Raw genomic sequence first — 18,497 nt, 5'->3', positions numbered from 1 at the left:
GGGGGGGTGCCGGCTAGCGGGCGGCTTCCCGCCGCGGCCCGGTGCCCGCCGATACGCGGGCATGCTGAGGGGCCCGGCAAGAGGGGGGGAGGATGCCGGGCCCGTCAGCGTGGGGGGAGGGGAGTGGTCTTTGGGGTACCTACCAGACGATGTCGCTAGGTGAGGCTGTGGCCTGGGACGACACTGCAGGGGCAGCGTGTGCCGAAGCAGCGGACGCGCCGCCGAGAGCCACGAAGGTGGCAGCGGCGAAACCCACCAGAATGCGGAGGGCAGTGCGGCGTATCGAAGTCATGACCGACCTGTCCGGGGGTGTGAGCAGGGATGCGACGGATCTGGTTCGCCGCAGCGGCTCCAGGAACCGTACGACTGACTGAATTCTGTCGGACAACAAGGCAGTGGTCTTCAGATTCCGAGGTCCGGAAACGGACATGGCCCTATGCGGACACATGGGACCGGATGGGACCCGAAGGGTCCATTGTCCAGCTGCGGCGTTTACTCTGAGCGAGGCCGGGGTGGACATGATGAGCGCAGGGGGTGCGGAGTGAGCGACGACCTGGTGCGCGGGCGAGCGAGGGAACTTTATGCGCTGGCGCTCGGCGATGCCGACTGGGTCCCGGAAGAGGTCTGTGTCCGCCTTGGCTGGACCAGCCAGGAACTCGCCGATGCGATAGGCCGGCTCGAGGAACTGGGCCTGGCGGCCGCGTTCCCCGGGGTGATCAGCGGCTGGTCGGTTCATTCGCCGGCCACCGCCATGGCCCAGATGCTCGAGGCCAGCCGGCGCGGAACCGAGGAGTTGCTGGCCGACGTCAACCGCGCGCACACAGCCCTGGCGCAGGTGGTGACCGAGTTCCAGCCAGTGCACTTCCGGCAGCTCGCCGAGGGCCGGATCGAGGTCGCGGTTCAGCCTGCCCAGATCGCGTCGATCCTGGACGAGGCCTCCCGTAGTTCCAGGGTCGAGATCCTCTCGATGCACCCAGGACGTCCGCTGCCCGCGGAGCGGCTCACCGCCGGCGACGCACGCAACCGCGACACGCTGCGGCGTGGAGTGGCGATGCGTTCGATTCAGCTCGCCACGTCTGCGGCGGTCCCGCACATGCGCGCGCACCTCAGGCAGCTGGTCCGCGACGGCGCCGAGGTGCGCACCGCCACCACGCTTCCGATGCGGCTGATCATCATCGACCACAACGTGGCCGTGGTGCCCTCCTTCGACTCGGACACGACTTCGGGTGAGGAAGCCGCGCCTCCCGCGATGGTGCTTCGCAGCCCCGCGATGGTGGCGGTGCTCCGCCAGTTCTTCGAACACTTCTGGGCCACGTCCTCCGACCTGGTCTCCGACGAGGGTGGAGCAACGGTTGCCGGGACCCGCCACCGTGAGGTCGTACGCCTGCTCGCCTCCGGCCTGACGGACGAGGCGATCGCCCGCAAGCTCGGCCTGTCCGACCGCACGGTCCGCCGCATCGTCGCGGAACTGATGCAGCAGATCGGCGCCGAGAGCCGTTTCCAGGCCGGGGTGAAGATGGTGCGGCTGGGGTGGCTGGACGACGATCCGGGGCCCTTCGACGACGTGGTCGGGAACACCCACGCAGGTCAGGTAGGATCTTCTCTGTCGGTGAGCGCCGCTAGCTCAACTGGCAGAGCAGCTGACTCTTAATCAGCGGGTTGGGGGTTCAAGTCCCTCGCGGCGCACAGGCGTAGGAAAGGGCCCCTCACTTCGGTGAGGGGCCCTTCTCCATGCCCACGGCGCGGAAAGCGTCAGATGGCCAGGGACAGCAGCACCGGCGCCGCCCGCTCGTTGAGGGTGTCGGCCGCCGGGCGCAGGCGATGCGCCTCGGTGACCGGGAGCGACAGCGCGAGGCAGCCGACCGTCTTGCCGACGGTGATGGGGATGGCGGCGCAGACCGTGCCCACCGCGTACTCCTGGAGGTCCAGGGTGGGCGAGGAGGCCGGCTGGCTCTCCAGCTTGGTGAGGAGCACCTTCTCGCTGATGGTCGTGCGGGAGGTGAGCCGTACGACCTTGTGCCGGGAGAGGTGGTCGCGGCGGCCGTCGTGGTCGAGCTGGGTGAGCAGGCACTTGCCGACCGCGCTGGCGTGGGCGGCGGAGCGGAAGTCGACCCACTCGTTCACCTTCGGCGCGTTCGGGCTGTCGGCGAAGTCGACGATCTTGACCTCGCCCTCGTCGTAACGGCTGAAGTAGACCGCCGCGCCGACCTCGTCGCGCAGCGCCATCAGCACGGTCTTGATCTTGTCGCCGAGCGCCTTGTCCCGGCTGGCGCTGCCGAGCAGGACGAGCGACTCCCCGACCGCGTACCCACCGCCCGGCAGTGAGTGCAGATAGCGTTCCCGCTTGAGCATGGTCAGGAGCTGGGTGAGATATTCGATCGGCACGCCGATTTCACGGGCGAGCTGTTGGGCGGTGACGCCGTGCCGATGACTGTCGACGGCTTCCAGCACGCGCAAGGCGTACTGGACCGCGTAGACCGGCGCGATCTGTCCGTGCTCAAGCGCCACGGTGTCCCCCTACAGGTGTGACCGTTTGCGTCCTTGCTGTAGCTGCTGGTCACGGTCGTCGAACACAGCGGACCGGGCCCGGCAGCAGGGCCGGAATCAACGATAGCTCGGATAGGCTTTCAGGTAGAGCGAGTTGAGGACTTAAGTGGGGCCCTTCAGGCGTATATGCAGGAACGCGCCACACTGGCATATGCCCACGGCACGGCCCAATTTCTTTCAGAGCACCGCGCCGAGGAAATCCCGGGTCCTTTCGTGCTCGGGTTCGCTGAACATTCGCTCCGGGGGCCCGGACTCGATCACCCGGCCCCCGTCGAACATCAGGACCTGGTCGGAGATGTCCCGGGCGAAGCCCATCTCGTGCGTGACGCACAGCATGGTGATGTCGGTGGCCTGGGCGATGTCCCGCAGTACGTCCAGGACGCCCTGCACCAGTTCGGGGTCGAGGGCGGAGGTGACCTCGTCCAGCAGCAGGATGTCGGGCCGCATCGCCAGCGCGCGGGCGATCGCGACGCGCTGCTGCTGGCCGCCGGAGAGCCGGGTGGGGTGGACGTCGGCCTTGTCGGCGAGGCCCACCAGGTCGAGGAGATCGCGGGCATGCCCGACGGCTTCGTCACGGCTGAGGCCGAGGACGTGGACCGGGGCCTCGGTGATGTTCTCGAGGACCTTCATGTTGGGGAAGAGGTTGAACTGCTGGAAGACCATGCCGATATGGCGGCGGGCGCGGCGGAGCTGCTTGTCGGGCAGCCCGGAGAAGGGCTGCCCGTTGATGTGGATGGCGCCCTCGGTGACGCGTTCCAGGGTCATCAGCAGCCGCAGGATGGTGGTCTTGCCGGAGCCGCTGGGGCCGATGAGGGTGACGCGTTCGCCCTGGCGGACCTCGAAGTCGAGATGGTCCAGGACGGTGTGGTCGCCGTAGCGCTTGACGACCTGGTCGAAGGTCACGGCGGCCGATACGTCGGACGACACGGAGGTCTTCCGGCCGGGGTTGTCAGTGAGCAAGGCGCTTCTCCAGCTTCCTCATCAGCATGGACGTCGGGTAACTCGCGATCAGGAAGATGGCCGCGGCGATGGTGAAGGCCTCCAGGTAGGCGAAGTTGTCGCTGCCGAACTGGTTCGCCGCGTGGACCATCTCGTTCACCGTGATCACCGAGAGGAACGGCGTCTCCTTGAACATCGAGATCACGTAATTGCCCAGCGCCGGAACCACCTTCCGCACCGCCTGCGGCAGCACCACCCCCCACCAGGTACGGGCCGGCGGCAGGGACAGCGCGACGGCCGCCTCCCACTGCCCCCTGGGCACGGCGTCGATGCCGGCCCGGTACACCTCGGAGGTGTACATCGCGTAGTGGACGCCGAGCACCACGATGCCGATGGTCAGCGGATCGAGCCCGGGCGCCAGCACCCAGACCGCGAAGAGCTGGATCATCACCGGCGTGGAGCGTACGAATTCCACCACCGCGCGCAGCGGGAGCCGCACCCAGCGGGTCGGCGTACGGCCCAGGACCGCGATCACCAGCCCGAGGACGATCGCGACCAGCGAGCCGAGGGCGGTGGCCAGGAGGGTGATGCCGAAGCCGTGGAGGATGAGCGGCAGGCCCTCGCGTGCGGTGTGCCAGTCCCACATCAGGCAGCACGCCCCTGCCCCAGGCGGGCCTTGCCCAGCGCCTCGAGGCCGTTCATGCACAGCGTCAGCGCGTAGGCGAGGACGAAGTAGATGACCAGCAGGACGAGGTACGCGTCCTTGGTGTCACCGGTCGCCGAGCGCAACTGGTCCATCTGGAAGGTGATGTCGGAGACCGTGATCAGCGACAGCAGGGGAGTGCACTTCAGGAGCTGGATCAGGAGGTTGTTGAACGGCGGGATCATCTGCGGCCACGCCTGCGGCAGGATCACCTTCCGCATCCGCTGCCACGACGTCATGTTGAGCGCCACCGCCGCCTCCCACTGCGCGCGCGGCACCGCGGCCACCGCACCGCGTACGACCTCCGAGCCGTACGCCCCGTAGTTGAGCCCGAAGGCCAGCACCGCGCAGGCCATCGGCACCAGCTTGAAGCCGAGGATGGGCAGCGCGAAGAACAGCCAGAAGAGCTGTACGTACAGGGAGGTGCCCCGGAAGAACTCGACGACGGCCCGCGTCAGCCCGCGTACGAGGAGGTGGCGGGAGCGCGCCGCCAGCCCGAGGACGAAGGCGAGGACCAGGGCGAGGAGCGCGCCCAGGACGGTGGCCAGGACGGTGATCTGCATGCCGTCCCACACGCTGGGCAGGTAACGGATGAACGCGGAGAGGAAGCTCATGCGCTCACGCCTTGCACAGCTCGGCCGTCCTGAGGGATGCCGGCGGGACCTCGGCCTTGGTGAAGCCGTACTTGCCGATCAGCGAGGTGTAGTGGGCCGGATCGGCGGTGATCTTCTTCAGCTGGGTGTTGAAGGCGTCCCGGAGGGAGTCGGCGTCCTTGCGGAAGACCGCCCCGCCCGGGCTGTACTGCTTCGTACCGTGCAGGACCGGCAGGAAGGGGTCCAGGACCTGCACGTCGGCGCCGCTGTTGGTCTTCGCCAGCCAGCGCAGCGAGATGCTGGTCAGCGCGAAGGCGTCGATCCGCCCGGCGACCAGCGCGTCCAGCCCGTCCTGCTGCTTGGCCAGCGCCTTCACCTTCGCGCCGGGCACGCCCGCGGCGGCGGCGTAGTCCGCCTCGACGGCCGCCGTCAGCACGCCGACGGTGCTGCCCTTGGCGGCGGCCGACTTCAGGTCGGTGAGCTGCTTCGGATTGCCCTTGCGCACCATCAGCGCGGTCGGCGACACGAACTCCGGCTCCGAGAAGATCACCTTCGCGCAGCGTTCCGGGGTGATCGCCATCCCCGCGCTGACCACGTCGAAGCGGTCGGCCGACAGGCCGGGTATGAGCGAGCTGAAATCGGTGAGCGTGGGCCGCAGTTCCGGCACGCCGAGCGCCTTGAAGATCTCCTTGTGCAGGGTCGGCGCCTCGCCCGCGAGCGTGTTGCCGTCCTTGAAGCCGTACGGTGCCTCGCCGGCGAAGCCGACCCGTACGTACCCCTGCTTCCGCAGCTTCGCGAGGAGGTCGGAGTCCCCCGTCGGGGCACCGGTCCCCACCTCGGTACGGCTGCAGCCGGTGGCCGCTGCCACGGCCGCGGCGGCGAGGAATCCCCTGCGGGAGAGCGTCGTCATAAAACCAGTCCTCCGGTGGTGCGGTTCGCATACGAGGGCCGCGCCTACCCCGGCGCTCCGAAGCCATTCATGCGAATCTGGAGGGTGGGAATGTCCGCGACAGGCAGGGAGCTGCCATGAGCGACTTGATGGACAAGCGTGAGCAACTGGTCGTCGAACGTGCGCCCAAGGGGCTCCTGATCGGCGGAAAGTGGCGCCCGGCGAGCGGCGGCCGCGAGTACGAGGTCGAGGACCCCTCGACCGCCCAGGCACTGTGCGCCGTGCCGGACGCCGGGGCCGAGGACGCCCACGCCGCGATGGACGCCGCCGCCGGCGCCCAGGCCGCCTGGGCCGCCACCGCCCCGCGCGAGCGCGGCGAGATCCTGCGCAACGCCTTCGAGCTGCTGGTCGAGCGGCAGGACGACCTCGCGCTGCTGATGACCCTGGAAATGGGCAAGCCGGTCGCCGAATCGCGCACCGAGATCCTTTACGCCGCCGAGTTCTTCCGCTGGTTCGCGGAGGAGGCCGTCCGTATCGACGGCGGCTGGAAGACCGCGCCCGACGGCAACGGCCGCATCTGGATCATGCGGCAGCCGGTCGGGCCTGCGCTGCTGATCACCCCGTGGAACTTCCCCATGGCCATGGGCACGCGCAAGATCGGCCCGGCGGTGGCCGCCGGCTGCACGATGATCGTCAAGCCCGCCCACCAGACCCCGCTGTCCATGCTGGCGCTGGGCGAGATCCTCGGCCAGGCCGGGCTCCCGGACGGCGTCCTCAACATCCTCACCACGACCCGGCCGGGAGATGTGTGCGGGCCGCTGCTGTCGGACGAGCGGCTGCGCAAGCTCTCCTTCACCGGGTCCACGCAGGTCGGGCGCAAGCTCATCGAGCAGAGCGCGGGCAACGTCCTGCGGACGTCCATGGAGCTCGGCGGCAACGCCCCGCTCATCGTGTGCCAGGACGCGGACCTCGAGCGGGCCGTCGAGGGCGCCGCCATCGCCAAGATGCGCAACATCGGCGAAGCCTGCACCGCCGCCAACCGCATCTACGTCCACTCCTCGCTCGCCGAGGCCTTCACCGGGCGCCTCGCCGAAAAGCTCGGCTCCATGGTCGTCGGCCGTGGATCCGAGGACGGCGTCCAGGTCGGTCCCCTCATCGATGAGGCCGGTCGCTCCAAGGTCGACCAGCTCGTCCGCGACGCGGTCGGCGCGGGCGCCCGCGCCGTCATCGGCGGCGCCCCGCTCGACGACCGGCCCGGGTACTTCTACCCGCCGACCGTCCTGGCCGACGTCCCGCTCACCGCGCGGCTCCTCAAGGAGGAGATCTTCGGGCCCGTCGCCCCCGTCGTCACCTTCGACGACGACGACCAGGCGATCGCCCTCGCCAACGACACCGTCTTCGGGCTCGTCGCCTACGTCTTCACGGAGAGCCTCCGGCGGGGTGTCCGCTACGCCGAGTCCCTCGAAGCCGGCATGCTCGGCCTCAACAAGGGCGTCGTCTCCACTCCTGCTGCGCCCTTCGGCGGCGTCAAGCAGTCCGGCCTCGGCCGGGAGGGCGGCACCGTCGGCATCGACGAATACCTCGAGGTCAAATACGTCGCCCTCGACGTCTGACAGGGCCCGGCGTCCGTTCCCCCACCCCGCCCCTGCCGATTCCTGGACGCCGCCCTCGCACTGCTCGGCCCCAGGGGGCCTCACAGGCTTCGGGACGGCTGCGCCGGACTCCGTCCGCCGTCCCGTGGCGCTGCCCCTGGACCCCGTCCGGGTGCGTCGTTGGGTGCGGGTCCGTGGCCGGGTTGGGCCAGCCCTCCCCCAGCCTTCGGCCGGGGGGACCCCCACCTCGCTTCGCTCGCCTTGGGGGCACCTCCCAGCGTCTAGCTGGGGGAGGACGGCCTACCCCCAACCCGGGGGCCGAAATTCAGCCCGTCCGGCGTTTGAGGACACTCCCCAGAGGGGGCACCCCCAGAAGGGCGTTCGGGGGTCCGGGGGGCTGGCCTCCTGGTTTCGGGAAGGGGCGGGGTGGGGGAGAGATCCGCCCCCGCCTGGTGGCCGGGATCGGGAATAAGCGGAGAGTGGCTCCGGTTCGGTTTTGGTGGAGGAGAACGAAAAACCGAGGAGGAACTCCGAGTGGGCAACGAGACCACGCCGCCGACGCTGTCCGTGCTGGACCTGGCGCAAGTGGGAAGCGGGCTGACGGCGAGCGACGCGCTGCGCGCGAGTGTGGAGCTGGCGAGGCTGGCGGAGGGGCGGGGGTTTCGCCGGTATTGGGTGGCGGAGCACCATTCGATGCCGGGGGTGGCGAGCTCGTCGCCGGCGGTGATCCTGGCGCATATCGCGGCGCATACCGACCGGATCCGGCTCGGCTCGGGCGGCGTGATGCTGCCGAACCACGCGCCGCTGGTGATCGCGGAGCAGTTCGGCACGCTGGAGGCGCTCGCGCCGGGGCGGATCGACCTGGGGCTGGGGCGGGCGCCGGGGACGGACGGGGCGACGGCGGCGGCGCTGCGGCGCAGTGAGCGGGCGGAGGGGGCGGAGGACTTCCCGCAGCAGTTGGCGGAGCTGACGCGGTTCCTGGACGACGACTTCCCGGACGGGCACCCGTACGGCCGTATTCACGCGGTGCCGGGCCCGATCCAGGGGAGTGTGCCGGGCGGGGTGCAGAGCGCGGCGCGGCCGGCGATCTGGCTTCTGGGGTCGAGCGGCTTCAGCGCGCGGCTGGCCGGGGTGCTGGGTCTGCCGTTCGCCTTCGCGCATCACTTCAGCGCGGTGAACACGCTCCCCGCCCTTGAGCTCTACCGGGAGTCGTTCCGCCCCTCGGACGTGCTGGCGGAGCCGTACGCGCTCATCGGGGTATCGGCGCTGGCCGCCGACGAGGAGAAGGACGCGCGCCGTCAGGTGCTCAGCGGGGCGCTGGCGATGCTGCGGCTGCGCACCGGCCGGCCGGGGCTGATCCCTTCGCCGGAGGAGGCGGAGGCGTACGAATTCAGCCCGGCGGAGCAGGATTTCGTGGAGTCGTGGATGGCGAATGTCGTTCATGGGACGCCCGACGCGGTACGGGAGGGCCTGGACGCTCTCGCGGCCCGCACCGGCGCCGATGAGCTGATGCTGACCGCCAACGGTCATACGCCGCAGGCCCGGTTGCGCTCCTATGAGTTGATCGCGGACGTGTACGGGCTCGGCTCCGCCGGTTAAAGCCTCGTTACCCGGCCGGGAGTGGTTCGTTCGCCCCGGACCGGCGCAAAGCCGCTCGTCACACCCGTGGCGAGCGGCTTTGCGCTGCCGGGCGGAGCCGGGCGCGGGAAATTGGTCTAGTCCTGATTTTGGTACAGACCATTGACCTGCCCATGATCGCGGCGCTATTCATGCAGCGACCCCCTGCTTCTCCCGCAGACCCCACCGGAGGGCCGCGTGCAGTTCATCAGGTTCAGCCATAGACCCATAGTCGCGGCACTCGCCAGCGCCGCCCTGGCCATCGGCGCGTTCACCGGGCTGGCGGGCGTCGGCCCGGACACGGCCGAGGCCGCCACCTCCACCGGCGGTGTCAACATCGCGTACTACGACCAGTGGAGCACGTACGGCAACGCCTTCTACCCCAAGCAGCTGGACACCCGGGGCATCGCGGGCAAGCTCGACGTCCTCAACTACTCGTTCGCGAACATCGACCCGACGAACCTCACCTGCCTCGAGGGCGTCGACAAGGCCGCCTCGCAGGACGAGACCAACGCGAGCGCGGGCGACGGAGCCGGTGACGCCTACGCGGACTACGGCAAGAGCTACGCGGCCGCCGACAGCGTCGACGGGGTCGCCGACACCTGGAACCAGCCGCTGGTGGGCAACTTCAACCAGCTGAAGAAGCTGAAGGCCAAGTACCCGAACCTGAAGATCAACATCTCCATCGGCGGCTGGACGTACTCCAAGTACTTCTCGGACGTCGCCGCCAGCGCCACCTCCCGTACGAAGTTCGTCACCTCCTGTATCGACACCTTCATCAAGGGCAACCTGCCGGTCGCCAACGGCTTCGGCGGCACCGGCTCCGCGGCCGGCCTCTTCGACGGCGTCGACATCGACTGGGAGTACCCAGGCTCCGCCGGTGGCCACACCGGCAACCACTACAGCACCGCCGACAAGGCCAACTTCACGCTCCTGCTCGCGGAGTTCAGGAAGCAGCTCGACGCGTACGGCTCCGCCAACGGCCGCAAGATGCTCCTCACCGCCGCCCTCCCGGCCGGCGGGGACAAGATCGCGAACCTCGAGACCAGCCAGATCGGTTCCTACCTCGACTACGCGAACCTCATGACGTACGACATGAACGGCGCCTGGGCCGCGACCGGTCCGACCTACCACCAGTCGCCGCTCTACGCCTCGGCGGGCGACCCGACGACCACGAAGTACAACATCGACGCCGCTGTCACCGCCTATACGAACGGCGGGCTGGCGCCATCCAAGATGACGCTCGGCTATGAGCTCTACTACCGCGGCTGGACCGGCGTTTCGGCGGGCAGCAACCACGGCCTCGCCCAGTCCGCGACCGGCCCAGCGCCGGCGAGAAGCCTCAGCGCGACCGCAGGCATCGCCTACTACAAGGAACTCACCGGCCTTGTCGACAATCCGAGTTACACCTACTGGGACGACACGGCCAAGGCCTCGTACTTCTACAACGGCACCGAGTTCTGGACCGGCCTCAACGCCCAGTCCATCCAGGCGCGGGCTGATTACGCGCACTGCCACGGGCTCGGCGGCGCGATGATGTACTCGCTGCTCGACCTGGACACCGGCACGACCCTGCTCAACGCCATCAACACCGCCGTCAAGGGCTCCGCGTCCAGCTGCTCCGGCTCGACGTCCACGCCGACTGCCACTCCGACGGCGACCCCCACCCCGACCCCGACGGCGACCCCCACCGCCACGCCGACGCCGACCCCCACCGCCACGGCCACCGGCGGGACCTGCGCCGCCGCCTGGAGCAGCTCGGCCATCTACGTCGCGGGCAACCACGTCTCCTACGCGGGCCACAACTGGAACGCCAAGTGGTGGACTCAGAACGAGGTCCCCGGCACCACCGGTGAATGGGGCGTCTGGCAGGACCTGGGGGCCTGCGGCTAGCCCCTAGCGGTCACGCCGCAGCGCCGCGATGCGTTCGGCTGCGACCGGGCGGGAGTACAACCATCCCTGGCCCGTGTCGCAGCCGATGCGGCGTAGTCGCTCGGCCTGTTCGGCGTTCTCGACGCACTCCGCCGTCACGGTCAGGCCGAGCCGGTGGGCGAGCTGGACCAGGGCTTCCACGATCGTCTCGTCGGCCGGATTCGGGTGCTGGTCGGCCCGGAAGCCGTGGACGAAGGAGCCGTCGAGCTTGAGCGTGGAGACCGGGAGGCGGCTGAGGTAGGCCAGGTTGGAGTAGCCGGTGCCGAAGTCGTCGATGGCGATCCGTACGCCCATCTCGTGCAGGGCGTGCAGTGCCTGCAGAGGCCGGCCTGCGGAGCCCATGACGGCGGACTCGGTGAGTTCGAGCTGGAGCAGTTCGGGCGGGAGGCCGGTGTCGTCGAGGATCTCGGCGACATCGGCCACCAGGTCGGAGTCCCAGACCTGGCGGACGGCGACGTTGACGCTCACGAACAGCGGGTCGTCGGGGTAGTCCTTCTGCCACTGCCGGGCCTGGCGGCACGATTCGGCAAGGACCCAGCGCCCGAGCTGGACGATGGAACCGTTCTCCTCCGCAAGGGAGATGAACCGATTCGGCCCGAGCAGTCCGAAGTGCGGATGGTGCCACCGTACGAGCGCTTCGACGCCCCGTACGCTCCCGCTGCCCATCGCGACGAGTGGCTGGTACTCCAGCACGAACTCCCCGCGTTCGACGGCCTGTCGCAGGGTGCTGGACAGGGCCTGTCGGGTCATCCGGTGGGCGTTGCGCTCGGGGTCGAAGAGCGTCCAGCGGGCCTTGCCGTCGGCCTTGGCCCAGTACAGGGTCGTGTCGGCGGCCTGCATGACGCCGGTGGCCGTGGTCCCGGAGGCCTCCCGCTCGACGACGCCGATGCTGGCGGAGACGGTGAGCCGCTGCCCGGAGAGGTCGAAGGGGCGCTGCAGGGCGGCGAGTACGGACTCGGCGAGCGCGGTGGCCTGGCCGGTGCCGGTGGAACCCTCCACCAGGATGGCGAACTCGTCGCCGCCGAGCCGGGCCACGAGGTGCCGGCCGCGTCCGAGCCGGGCCGCGCAGTCGTCCAGCCGGCCGGCGACGGCGGCCAGCAGCCGGTCGCCGATGCGGTGGCCGAGGGTGTCGTTGATGGCTTTGAAGCCGTCCAGGTCCAGGTAGCACAGGCCGACCCGGCCGGTCCCCTCGTCGGCCCGCTCCAGGGCGGCGGCCAGCCGTTCGAAGAACAGGGCCCGGTTGGGGAGCTTGGTCACGGGGTCGTGCATCCGCAGGTGCCGTAGCTGTTCGCGCAGTTCGTGGCGCTCGCCGAGGTCCTCGACGGACAGCAGCACATTCCCGCCGGCCGTGCCGGGCACCCGGGTGACGGTCACCTCGGCCCGCACGGTCCGGCCGTCCCGGGTGCGTACGGGCCGGGTGCAGCGCAGCTGTTCGCTCCGGCCGTCCAGGACGTCGGCGTACTCGGCCCCGAGTCGTTCGTCGCCGGAGATCCCGGTCAGCTCGGCGGCGGCCAGGGCGGTGAGCCGCACCGGGTCGGCGCCGAGGAGCGCGCCGAGCGCCGGGTTGGCCTCCAGGACGCGGCCGTCGCGGCCGACCAGGGCCATCGGCAGCCGGGCGACGGCGAAGGCGGCACGGTAATCGCGTGCCTCGGTCCCTTCGGTCCTTTCCGGGGCCGTAGCGCTACGGTGAGTGACGGTCGGTACCGGCATTTCGGGGCCCACTCCAGGGCTGCCCATAGGTCCGCCCATAGCTGCTCCCGTATCACAAGTCGTCTCGTACACCTGGCCGTCGAGGGAACGAATGGCCGCCCAAGAGGCGGTATTCATACCGGAAATGCGCCGATCATAGAGGCTCGGGGATTGCCGGGACCACCGCCGTAGTGGTGATTCTCGGCACGTGAGATTTCGTACGATCGGATTCGCGCCCCATTCTGAATCCAATGGATCATTCTTCGGTGCTCATTACGTACCGTAGTGATCGGAGGGTGATCAGAGAGTAACCCGGCTGGAGCAGCACAGCAGGGCAAACCGCCGCGAACCATAGCAACGTGATGTGGGTGTCCCGACTCCGTCCGGGAGGTCCACGTGCGGCGACCAGGCGTACCCATACGTGCGCATCGGATTCCTCGGCGTGTCGTGCGCGCCGTGGCAGCGGCGGCGACCGTCTTCGCCGCCGTCGTGGCGTGGACCCTGGTCATGGGCCCGGCCACCGCCTCGTCCGGCAGCCCCTGTGTGCTCACCCGGACCGCGGTGCACCACTCCGAGGGCGTCAACAGCTGGGACTCCGGCTATCCGCGCCCCCACAAGGACCTCGACGCGGTGATGGTCTTCCTCTCCTTCCCCGACTCCACGCCCAGGCTGAGCACCGGTGAGGTGATGGCCGACCACTTCCCGGCGACCACCCGGTTCTTCGAGCGCGCCTCCTACGGGCGGTTCCGGCTGCGGGTGCACCCCGTACGGCGCTGGCTGCCGATGCCCCGGCCCTCGGCCTCGTACGGGATAAGCCGGGACTGGAACGACGCCGGCCGCAGCCGCTATCTGCATGACGCCGTCGCGGCGGCGGACGGCGCGGTGGACTTCACGAAGTACTCGGTCGTCTACCTGGTCGCCGACCCGGACGCGCCCGGCGTCGACGCCGACGCCACCAAGGTCGTCAACCTCGCCTCGCCCATCCACGCCGACGGAGTGGCACTGCGGCGGCTGGTCACCGTCTTCGAACACCACCCGCCGGACCGCAATGTGCTGGCCCACGAGACCGGCCACGCCTTCGACCTGCCCGACCTCTACTACCGGCCGCCCGCCGGCAGCACCGCCGACTGGGACACCCACGTCGGCGACTGGGACCTCATGGGCAATCAGTTCGGCCTCGCCCCCGATCCCTTCGCCTGGCACAAATGGCGCCTCGGCTGGCTCGGCGCGGACCAGGTGCACTGCGTGTCCCGGGCCGGCACCAGCTGGCACGAGCTGAGCCCGTCCGAGGTGCCGGGCGGCGGCACCAAGCTGGTCGTCGTCCCGACCGGCGCCGACTCCGTCCTGGCCATCGAGGCGCGCGGCGGCCAGGGCAACGACGCGCTCGCCTGCACACACGGGGTGCTGCTCTACCTCGTGCGGTCCGACGTCGGTTCCGGGGAAGGCCCGATCGACGTCCTCGACGCCCACCCGCGCACCGAGGCCTGCCTCAACACCTCGGTCTTCCCACCGCTGGCGGACGCGCCGCTGGGCCTCGGCGAGACCTTCTCGTACGACGGCTACGCCGGGCCCGGCAGCACGGTCCGGGTCACCGTCACCGACCACGCGCCCGACGGCGCGTGGACCGTCAAGGTCACGGTCGGCGGCTAGCGGTGGCCCGGCGCAAGGCGGCCGCCCTGGCGGCCGTCACCCTCGTGGCGACCGGCGGCCTCAACGGCGTCGGGCCCGGGAAACCCGCCGCCGCCCCGCCGCCCGTCACCAGGCCGTGCGCGCTGCGGGCCGCGCCGGGCACCTCGATGTCGGAGGGTTTCACCGACGGGCGGGACCGGGAGTACGCCCGGTCCACGGGGGTCGTACGCGCGCTGACCCTGATGGTGGACTTCCCCGACGCCCCGGCCCCGTACAGCGCCCGCGAGCGGTACGGGGAGTTCTTCCCCGCCGTCCGCGACTGGTTCGCCCGCGCCAGCTACGGCCGGCTGCGGTACGAGTCCACGCCGGTGTTGCACTACATACGCATGCCGCGCCCCTTCTCCTCGTACGGAATAGGACGGCGCGGCTACGGATGGAGCGCGCACACCGCGATGATGCGGGACCTGCTGCGCGCCGCCGACCGGGGCATCGACTTCCGGGGCTACGACCTCGTCAACATACTGGTCACCCCCAACGCGGGCCCGCCCGCCGACGAGGCGGTCCTCTCCGTCACCTGGACCGGGGCGTCGGCCGCCACCACCGACGAGGGTGCCCGGCTCGACCGGGTGTCGGTCATCTACGGCCACGACCAGTCCGGCGCCCGTGTCCTCAGCCACGAGAACGGCCACGTCTTCGGGCTGCCCGACCTCTACGCCGTCGACAACTTCGCCCGCACCGACAACCTCGCCGGCCAGTGGGACAGCATGTCCCTCGACTGGGGCCTGCAGGGCGACCTCTTCGCCTGGCACAAATGGCGCCTCGGCTGGCTGCTCGACTCCCAGGTCGCCTGCCTGCGGCCCGGCCCGCGCGAGCAGACCTACGCGCTCAGCCCGATAGAGACCCGCGGTGGCCGTAAGGCCGTCGTCGTCCCCTTCGGCCGCACCCGCGCCTACGTGCTCGAGGCCCGGACCGCCCGCGGCAACGACGGCGAGGCCTGCCGCGAGGGCGTCCTCGTCTACGAGGTGCGTACGGACGTCGCCACCGGACGGGGCCCGATCACCGTCCGGGACGCCCACCCGGGCACCGCCGCCTGCGACTTCAGCAGCGGCGCCTTCAACTCCCTCAATGACGCGCCCTTCCGCACCGGCGAGCGCTTCCGGGCCCCCGACGCCGGGCTCACGGTGGAGGTGCTGGGCCGGGACGCTGCGGGCGGCTGGAGGGTACGGATACACCGCGACTCCTGAAACGGCCGAGGCCTGTGAATCGCCTTTGAATGAACGGATGTTGACTCGGACGGCGCCAAGTGGGTATGCCACGTAGATACGCGCAGCGCCGTGAGTGGGGGCCGCCATGTCCGATGTCCAACCGGGATTCGTCGTCGCCGAGAGACTGGTCGGCGCCATCACGGTGGTCGAACTGCGCGGTGAGCTCGACATCGTTGCCAAGACCCGGATCACGGACCACCTCGAATCCCTCGCCCGGGCCCCGCGCCCCGATCTGGTCCTCGACCTCCGCCAGGTCACCTTCGTCGACTGCTGCGGCCTGTCCGTCCTCTGCCGGGTCCAGTCCCGCACCGCCCGCAGCGGCGGCCGGCTGCGCCTCGTCAGCCACGACCCCGCCTTCCGGCGGCTGCTCCGGCTGACCGCGCTGGCCGGCACCTTCGAGCTCTTCGACGACCTCGCCTCGGCGATCGCCCAGCAGCCGAAGGACGCGATCGCCTGAGGGGGACGCTTCCCGGGTCTCTTCGGTTCCGAGGGATAACCCGGCCGCTGCGGCGCAGGGTCCGGTAAGCGGAATTAACAACTCCCGCAGGGGATTCCCCCCTTACGGCCAAGGGGTCCGGTTTTCTACGTTTGGCGCACCTCAGGGGACAGAGCAACGCCCTGAGCACCCCCACACACCAAACGGAGAGTGCCATGACGACCCGTAAGCACCGCAGGTCCCGCAAGAAAGCCGTGGCCGGGGTGGTGGCCCTGGCCGTGTCGGCCACGGGTGCGGCCTTCGCCTTCAGCAGCGCCTTCGCCGCCCCGGTGAGCGCCCGGGTGGCCCTGAGCCACGACGTGGTCGCGGCGGTGGCCCACTCCACCGAGACCGGCAAGGTCGCCGCGTCCAAGAAGGTCGCCGTCACCGTCAGCTTCACGCCCCGCGACCAGACCGCGCTGGACACCTTCATAGCCAAGGTGGCCGACCCCAAGGCCACCCAGTACAAGCACTACCTGACGGTCAAGCAGTTCGCCTCCCGCTACGGCGCCACGGCCACGACCATCGCCAAGACCACGAAGTACCTCAAGGGCCAGGGCCTGACCGTCGGCACGGTCAGCGCCAACCACCTCTCCCTCGGCGTCAGCGGCAGCGCGGCCAAGGTCGAGAAGGCCTTCGGCACCACACTCGCCAAGTACCGTGAGAACAGCGGCAAGCACACCTACTTCGCCAACAGCGCCGCCCCCACGCTCCCGGCCGACCTCGCCCCGGAGATCGCCGACGTCTCGGGTCTCAACGACTACGCGAAGTACCACCACAACACCCAGAAGGCCCCGCACGCCTCCAGCAAGGCGGTCAGCGGCCTCACGCCCACCAAGGCCCGCAAGGCGTACAACCTGACCTCCACCATCAGCGCCGGCTACGACGGCACCGGCTCCACCGTCGGCCTGCTGGAGTTCTCCGCCTTCGACCAGTCGGACGTCGACACGTACGACAGCCAGTTCTCGCTGAGCCCGTCCACCCCGACCGTGGTCAACGCCGCGGGCGGCACCACCGACACCTCCGGTCAGGACGAGGTCGACCTGGACATCGAGGTCGTCCAGGCCCTGGCCCCCGGCGCCGACATCAAGGTGTACGAGGCCCCGAACAGCGACGCCGGTGAGACCGCGGTCTACGCCAAGCTGGTCAGCGACAACGTGCCGGTCATCTCGATCAGCTGGGGCATCAACGAGTCCGGCGAGACCAGCTCCAACCGCACCGCCCTGAACACCGACTTCAAGGAAGCCGCCGCCCAGGGCCAGTCCGTCTACGCCGCCTCCGGCGACAACGGCTCCGACGACGCCGGCACCGGCGGCACGTCGGTCGACTTCCCGGCCGCCGACCCCTACGTCACCGGCACCGGCGGCACCAAGCTCACCACCACCTCCACGGGTACGTACACCAAGGAGACCGGCTGGACCGGCAGCGGCGGCGGTGTCTCCACCCTCTTCGCCACCCCCAGCTACCAGTCCTCGGTGAACACCGGCACCAAGCGCGCCGTCCCCGACGTCGCCGCCGACGCCGACCCGGCCTCCGGCTGGGCGGTCTACAGCGGCGGCTCCTGGGGCGTGATCGGCGGCACCAGCGGCGCGGCCCCGAACTGGGCGGCCTTCACCGCCGTCTACAACAGCGAGGTCTCCACGGCCTTCGGCTACGCCAACTCCACCATCTACACCCTGGCGTCGTCGTCCAGCTACAGCTCGGCCTTCCACGACGTGACCAGCGGCAGCAACGGCTCCTTCAGCGCCGCCACCGGCTATGACAAGGTCACCGGCTGGGGCTCCTACAACGGCGCCAACTTCATCGCCGCAGAGCTCGGCTGATCCGCGAGCCTCTCTTCAAACGACCCAGGGCGTTCTTCCCGAAAGGAAGAACGCCCTGGTCAACGGTCTTTGTTCACCGTAAGTGCGCCGCGAGGGACTTGAACCCCCAACCCGCTGATTAAGAGTCAGCTGCTCTGCCAGTTGAGCTAGCGGCGCTCGCTGACGTCGTACACCCTAGCATCCGGCCCCGGCGGGGGAAAAATCTGTTTCCGCCTCGGCCCGGACGGCCCGGACGCACGCCCAGAGCAGCACGTCGGGCCCCGGCAGCCAGGGGTGGCGGGTGTCGGGGGCGACGATCCAGCGGGAGCGTTCGGCGCCCTGGAGCGGGGGTATGGTCACCGCGTCGCCGGACCCGTGGCACATCAGGGGCGGCACCCGGCGGCCCCATTCCTCCCAGGTCAGCAGGGAGGGCAGCCGCTGGGCCGTGCCCGGGGCGACGAGCAGCAGGACGCGGCCGCGGTGCACGGCGGCGGGGCCGGAGCCGGGGCCCGACGCCCAGAGCTTTTCGAGGACGCGGCGTCCGAAGAGCACGGGCAGGTTCACGACGTCGAAGGCCGTACCGCAGGGCAGCACGCTCGGCGCCGTGGGGCGAGCCGACCAGAGCGCCTGGACACTGCGCGGGAAGGCGCTGGCGGAGGCCAGCCAGGCGGCGCCTTCCGGGGTGACGTACTCGGTGTGGTGCGGATCGGAGTCGGTTCTGTCACCGGGCCATGTGTGCCACTGCCAATCACTCATGACATATACGACTACCGGCTGTGAGGGATTCGTCACTGCGAATCGGACGAATACGGTACACCGCGGTCG

15 protein-coding genes and 2 tRNA genes are annotated in these 18,497 nt (G+C 70.0%); 9 read left to right on the top strand and 8 right to left on the bottom strand.

Annotated features, from left to right (window positions below; translation table 11 throughout):
- Positions 1 to 436 precede the first annotated feature (436 nt).
- Together ACFXJ5_RS16490 and ACFXJ5_RS16485 are read left to right on the top strand one after the other, a co-directional pair.
- On the top strand, positions 437 to 1,651 hold the full coding sequence (locus ACFXJ5_RS16490; protein ID WP_384631083.1) for a LuxR C-terminal-related transcriptional regulator: 1,215 nt from the start codon (positions 437 to 439) through the stop codon (positions 1,649 to 1,651).
- Positions 1,614 to 1,686, top strand: a tRNA-Lys gene (locus tag ACFXJ5_RS16485). The genes ACFXJ5_RS16490 and ACFXJ5_RS16485 overlap by 38 nt, the downstream gene beginning before the upstream one ends.
- A 66-nt stretch (positions 1,687 to 1,752) precedes the next feature.
- Here the strand turns inward: ACFXJ5_RS16485 and ACFXJ5_RS16480 are convergent.
- The 5 genes from ACFXJ5_RS16480 to ehuB all read right to left on the bottom strand — a co-directional run bounded on the left by ACFXJ5_RS16480 (position 1,753) and on the right by ehuB (position 5,692).
- Positions 1,753 to 2,508: an IclR family transcriptional regulator gene (locus ACFXJ5_RS16480; RefSeq protein WP_384631071.1), complete on the bottom strand. Its 756-nt coding sequence runs from the start codon at positions 2,506 to 2,508 to the stop codon at positions 1,753 to 1,755.
- Between the two features lie 216 nt (positions 2,509 to 2,724).
- Complete coding sequence (locus ACFXJ5_RS16475; RefSeq protein ID WP_384631082.1) at positions 2,725 to 3,474, bottom strand: amino acid ABC transporter ATP-binding protein; 750 nt, start codon at positions 3,472 to 3,474, stop codon at positions 2,725 to 2,727.
- A gap of 22 nt (positions 3,475 to 3,496) precedes the next feature.
- Positions 3,497 to 4,132 carry an ectoine/hydroxyectoine ABC transporter permease subunit EhuD gene (ehuD, locus tag ACFXJ5_RS16470; protein WP_384631070.1) on the bottom strand — a complete coding sequence of 212 codons (636 nt, stop codon included), beginning with the start codon at positions 4,130 to 4,132 and terminating at the stop codon, positions 3,497 to 3,499.
- The gene (gene ehuC, locus ACFXJ5_RS16465) at positions 4,132 to 4,803 is read right to left on the bottom strand and encodes an ectoine/hydroxyectoine ABC transporter permease subunit EhuC (protein WP_384631069.1); all 672 of its coding nucleotides are present in this window, start codon (positions 4,801 to 4,803) and stop codon (positions 4,132 to 4,134) included. Before ehuC ends, ehuD begins: the two co-directional genes overlap by 1 nt.
- 4 nt (positions 4,804 to 4,807) lie before the next feature.
- A complete protein-coding gene (ehuB, locus tag ACFXJ5_RS16460) occupies positions 4,808 to 5,692 on the bottom strand; it encodes an ectoine/hydroxyectoine ABC transporter substrate-binding protein EhuB (RefSeq protein WP_384631068.1) in 885 nt (294 codons plus the stop codon).
- A gap of 116 nt (positions 5,693 to 5,808) precedes the next feature.
- Between ehuB and ACFXJ5_RS16455 the strand changes: the two genes are divergently transcribed.
- The 3 genes from ACFXJ5_RS16455 to ACFXJ5_RS16445 all read left to right on the top strand — a co-directional run bounded on the left by ACFXJ5_RS16455 (position 5,809) and on the right by ACFXJ5_RS16445 (position 10,773).
- The gene (locus ACFXJ5_RS16455) at positions 5,809 to 7,284 is read left to right on the top strand and encodes an NAD-dependent succinate-semialdehyde dehydrogenase (RefSeq protein WP_384631067.1); all 1,476 of its coding nucleotides are present in this window, start codon (positions 5,809 to 5,811) and stop codon (positions 7,282 to 7,284) included.
- Positions 7,285 to 7,797: 513 nt separating this feature from the next.
- Positions 7,798 to 8,862 (top strand): LLM class flavin-dependent oxidoreductase, encoded by a 1,065-nt coding sequence (locus tag ACFXJ5_RS16450; RefSeq protein ID WP_384631066.1) that lies wholly within the window; start codon positions 7,798 to 7,800, stop codon positions 8,860 to 8,862.
- Positions 8,863 to 9,078: 216 nt separating this feature from the next.
- Positions 9,079 to 10,773: a glycosyl hydrolase family 18 protein gene (locus ACFXJ5_RS16445; RefSeq protein ID WP_384631065.1), complete on the top strand. Its 1,695-nt coding sequence runs from the start codon at positions 9,079 to 9,081 to the stop codon at positions 10,771 to 10,773.
- Positions 10,774 to 10,776: 3 nt separating this feature from the next.
- On the opposite strand, the gene ACFXJ5_RS16440 is transcribed toward ACFXJ5_RS16445, so the two are convergent.
- Positions 10,777 to 12,522, bottom strand: a complete 1,746-nt coding sequence (locus tag ACFXJ5_RS16440) for a putative bifunctional diguanylate cyclase/phosphodiesterase (RefSeq protein WP_384631064.1) — start codon at positions 12,520 to 12,522, stop codon at positions 10,777 to 10,779.
- 435 nt (positions 12,523 to 12,957) lie between these two features.
- Here ACFXJ5_RS16440 and ACFXJ5_RS16435 point away from each other — a divergent pair, with 435 nt between their 5' ends.
- The 4 genes from ACFXJ5_RS16435 (at position 12,958) to ACFXJ5_RS16420 (ending at position 17,693) form a co-directional block, all read left to right on the top strand.
- Positions 12,958 to 14,151, top strand: a complete 1,194-nt coding sequence (locus ACFXJ5_RS16435) for a M6 family metalloprotease domain-containing protein (protein WP_384631063.1) — start codon at positions 12,958 to 12,960, stop codon at positions 14,149 to 14,151.
- A 2-nt stretch (positions 14,152 to 14,153) separates the two neighbouring features.
- Positions 14,154 to 15,374, top strand: coding sequence for a M6 family metalloprotease domain-containing protein (locus tag ACFXJ5_RS16430; protein WP_384631062.1), 1,221 nt, complete (start codon positions 14,154 to 14,156; stop codon positions 15,372 to 15,374).
- 106 nt (positions 15,375 to 15,480) lie between these two features.
- Entirely contained in the window at positions 15,481 to 15,852 is a 372-nt protein-coding gene (locus tag ACFXJ5_RS16425; RefSeq protein WP_384631061.1) for an STAS domain-containing protein, read from the top strand.
- Positions 15,853 to 16,046: 194 nt separating this feature from the next.
- Positions 16,047 to 17,693, top strand: a complete 1,647-nt coding sequence (locus ACFXJ5_RS16420; protein ID WP_384631060.1) for a protease pro-enzyme activation domain-containing protein — start codon at positions 16,047 to 16,049, stop codon at positions 17,691 to 17,693.
- An 83-nt stretch (positions 17,694 to 17,776) separates the two neighbouring features.
- On the opposite strand, the gene ACFXJ5_RS16415 is transcribed toward ACFXJ5_RS16420, so the two are convergent.
- Positions 17,777 to 17,849: transfer RNA gene (locus tag ACFXJ5_RS16415), tRNA-Lys, on the bottom strand.
- 18 nt (positions 17,850 to 17,867) lie between these two features.
- Positions 17,868 to 18,428 carry a bifunctional DNA primase/polymerase gene (locus ACFXJ5_RS16410; RefSeq protein WP_384631059.1) on the bottom strand — a complete coding sequence of 187 codons (561 nt, stop codon included), beginning with the start codon at positions 18,426 to 18,428 and terminating at the stop codon, positions 17,868 to 17,870.
- Positions 18,429 to 18,497: the final 69 nt, after the last annotated feature.

This window comes from Streptomyces sp. NPDC059373 (assembly GCF_042751495.1).
Classification (GTDB): Bacteria; Actinomycetota; Actinomycetes; order Streptomycetales; family Streptomycetaceae; genus Actinacidiphila.
This window is presented reverse-complemented; position numbering and strand designations above follow the sequence as displayed.

Bases quoted from the DNA above. Each gene is read 5' to 3' on its own strand.
- ACFXJ5_RS16490 (WP_384631083.1), top strand. From the start codon at position 437: ATGCGGACACATGGGACCGGATGGGACCCGAAGGGTCCATTGTCCAGC.
- ehuD (WP_384631070.1), bottom strand. From the start codon at position 4,132: ATGTGGGACTGGCACACCGCACGCGAGGGCCTGCCGCTCATCCTCCAC.
- ehuC (WP_384631069.1), bottom strand. From the start codon at position 4,803: ATGAGCTTCCTCTCCGCGTTCATCCGTTACCTGCCCAGCGTGTGGGAC.
- ehuB (WP_384631068.1), bottom strand. From the start codon at position 5,692: ATGACGACGCTCTCCCGCAGGGGATTCCTCGCCGCCGCGGCCGTGGCA.
- ACFXJ5_RS16455 (WP_384631067.1), top strand. From the start codon at position 5,809: ATGAGCGACTTGATGGACAAGCGTGAGCAACTGGTCGTCGAACGTGCG.
- ACFXJ5_RS16440 (WP_384631064.1), bottom strand. From the start codon at position 12,522: ATGCCGGTACCGACCGTCACTCACCGTAGCGCTACGGCCCCGGAAAGG.
- ACFXJ5_RS16425 (WP_384631061.1), top strand. From the start codon at position 15,481: ATGTCCGATGTCCAACCGGGATTCGTCGTCGCCGAGAGACTGGTCGGC.
- ACFXJ5_RS16420 (WP_384631060.1), top strand. From the start codon at position 16,047: ATGACGACCCGTAAGCACCGCAGGTCCCGCAAGAAAGCCGTGGCCGGG.
- ACFXJ5_RS16410 (WP_384631059.1), bottom strand. From the start codon at position 18,428: ATGAGTGATTGGCAGTGGCACACATGGCCCGGTGACAGAACCGACTCC.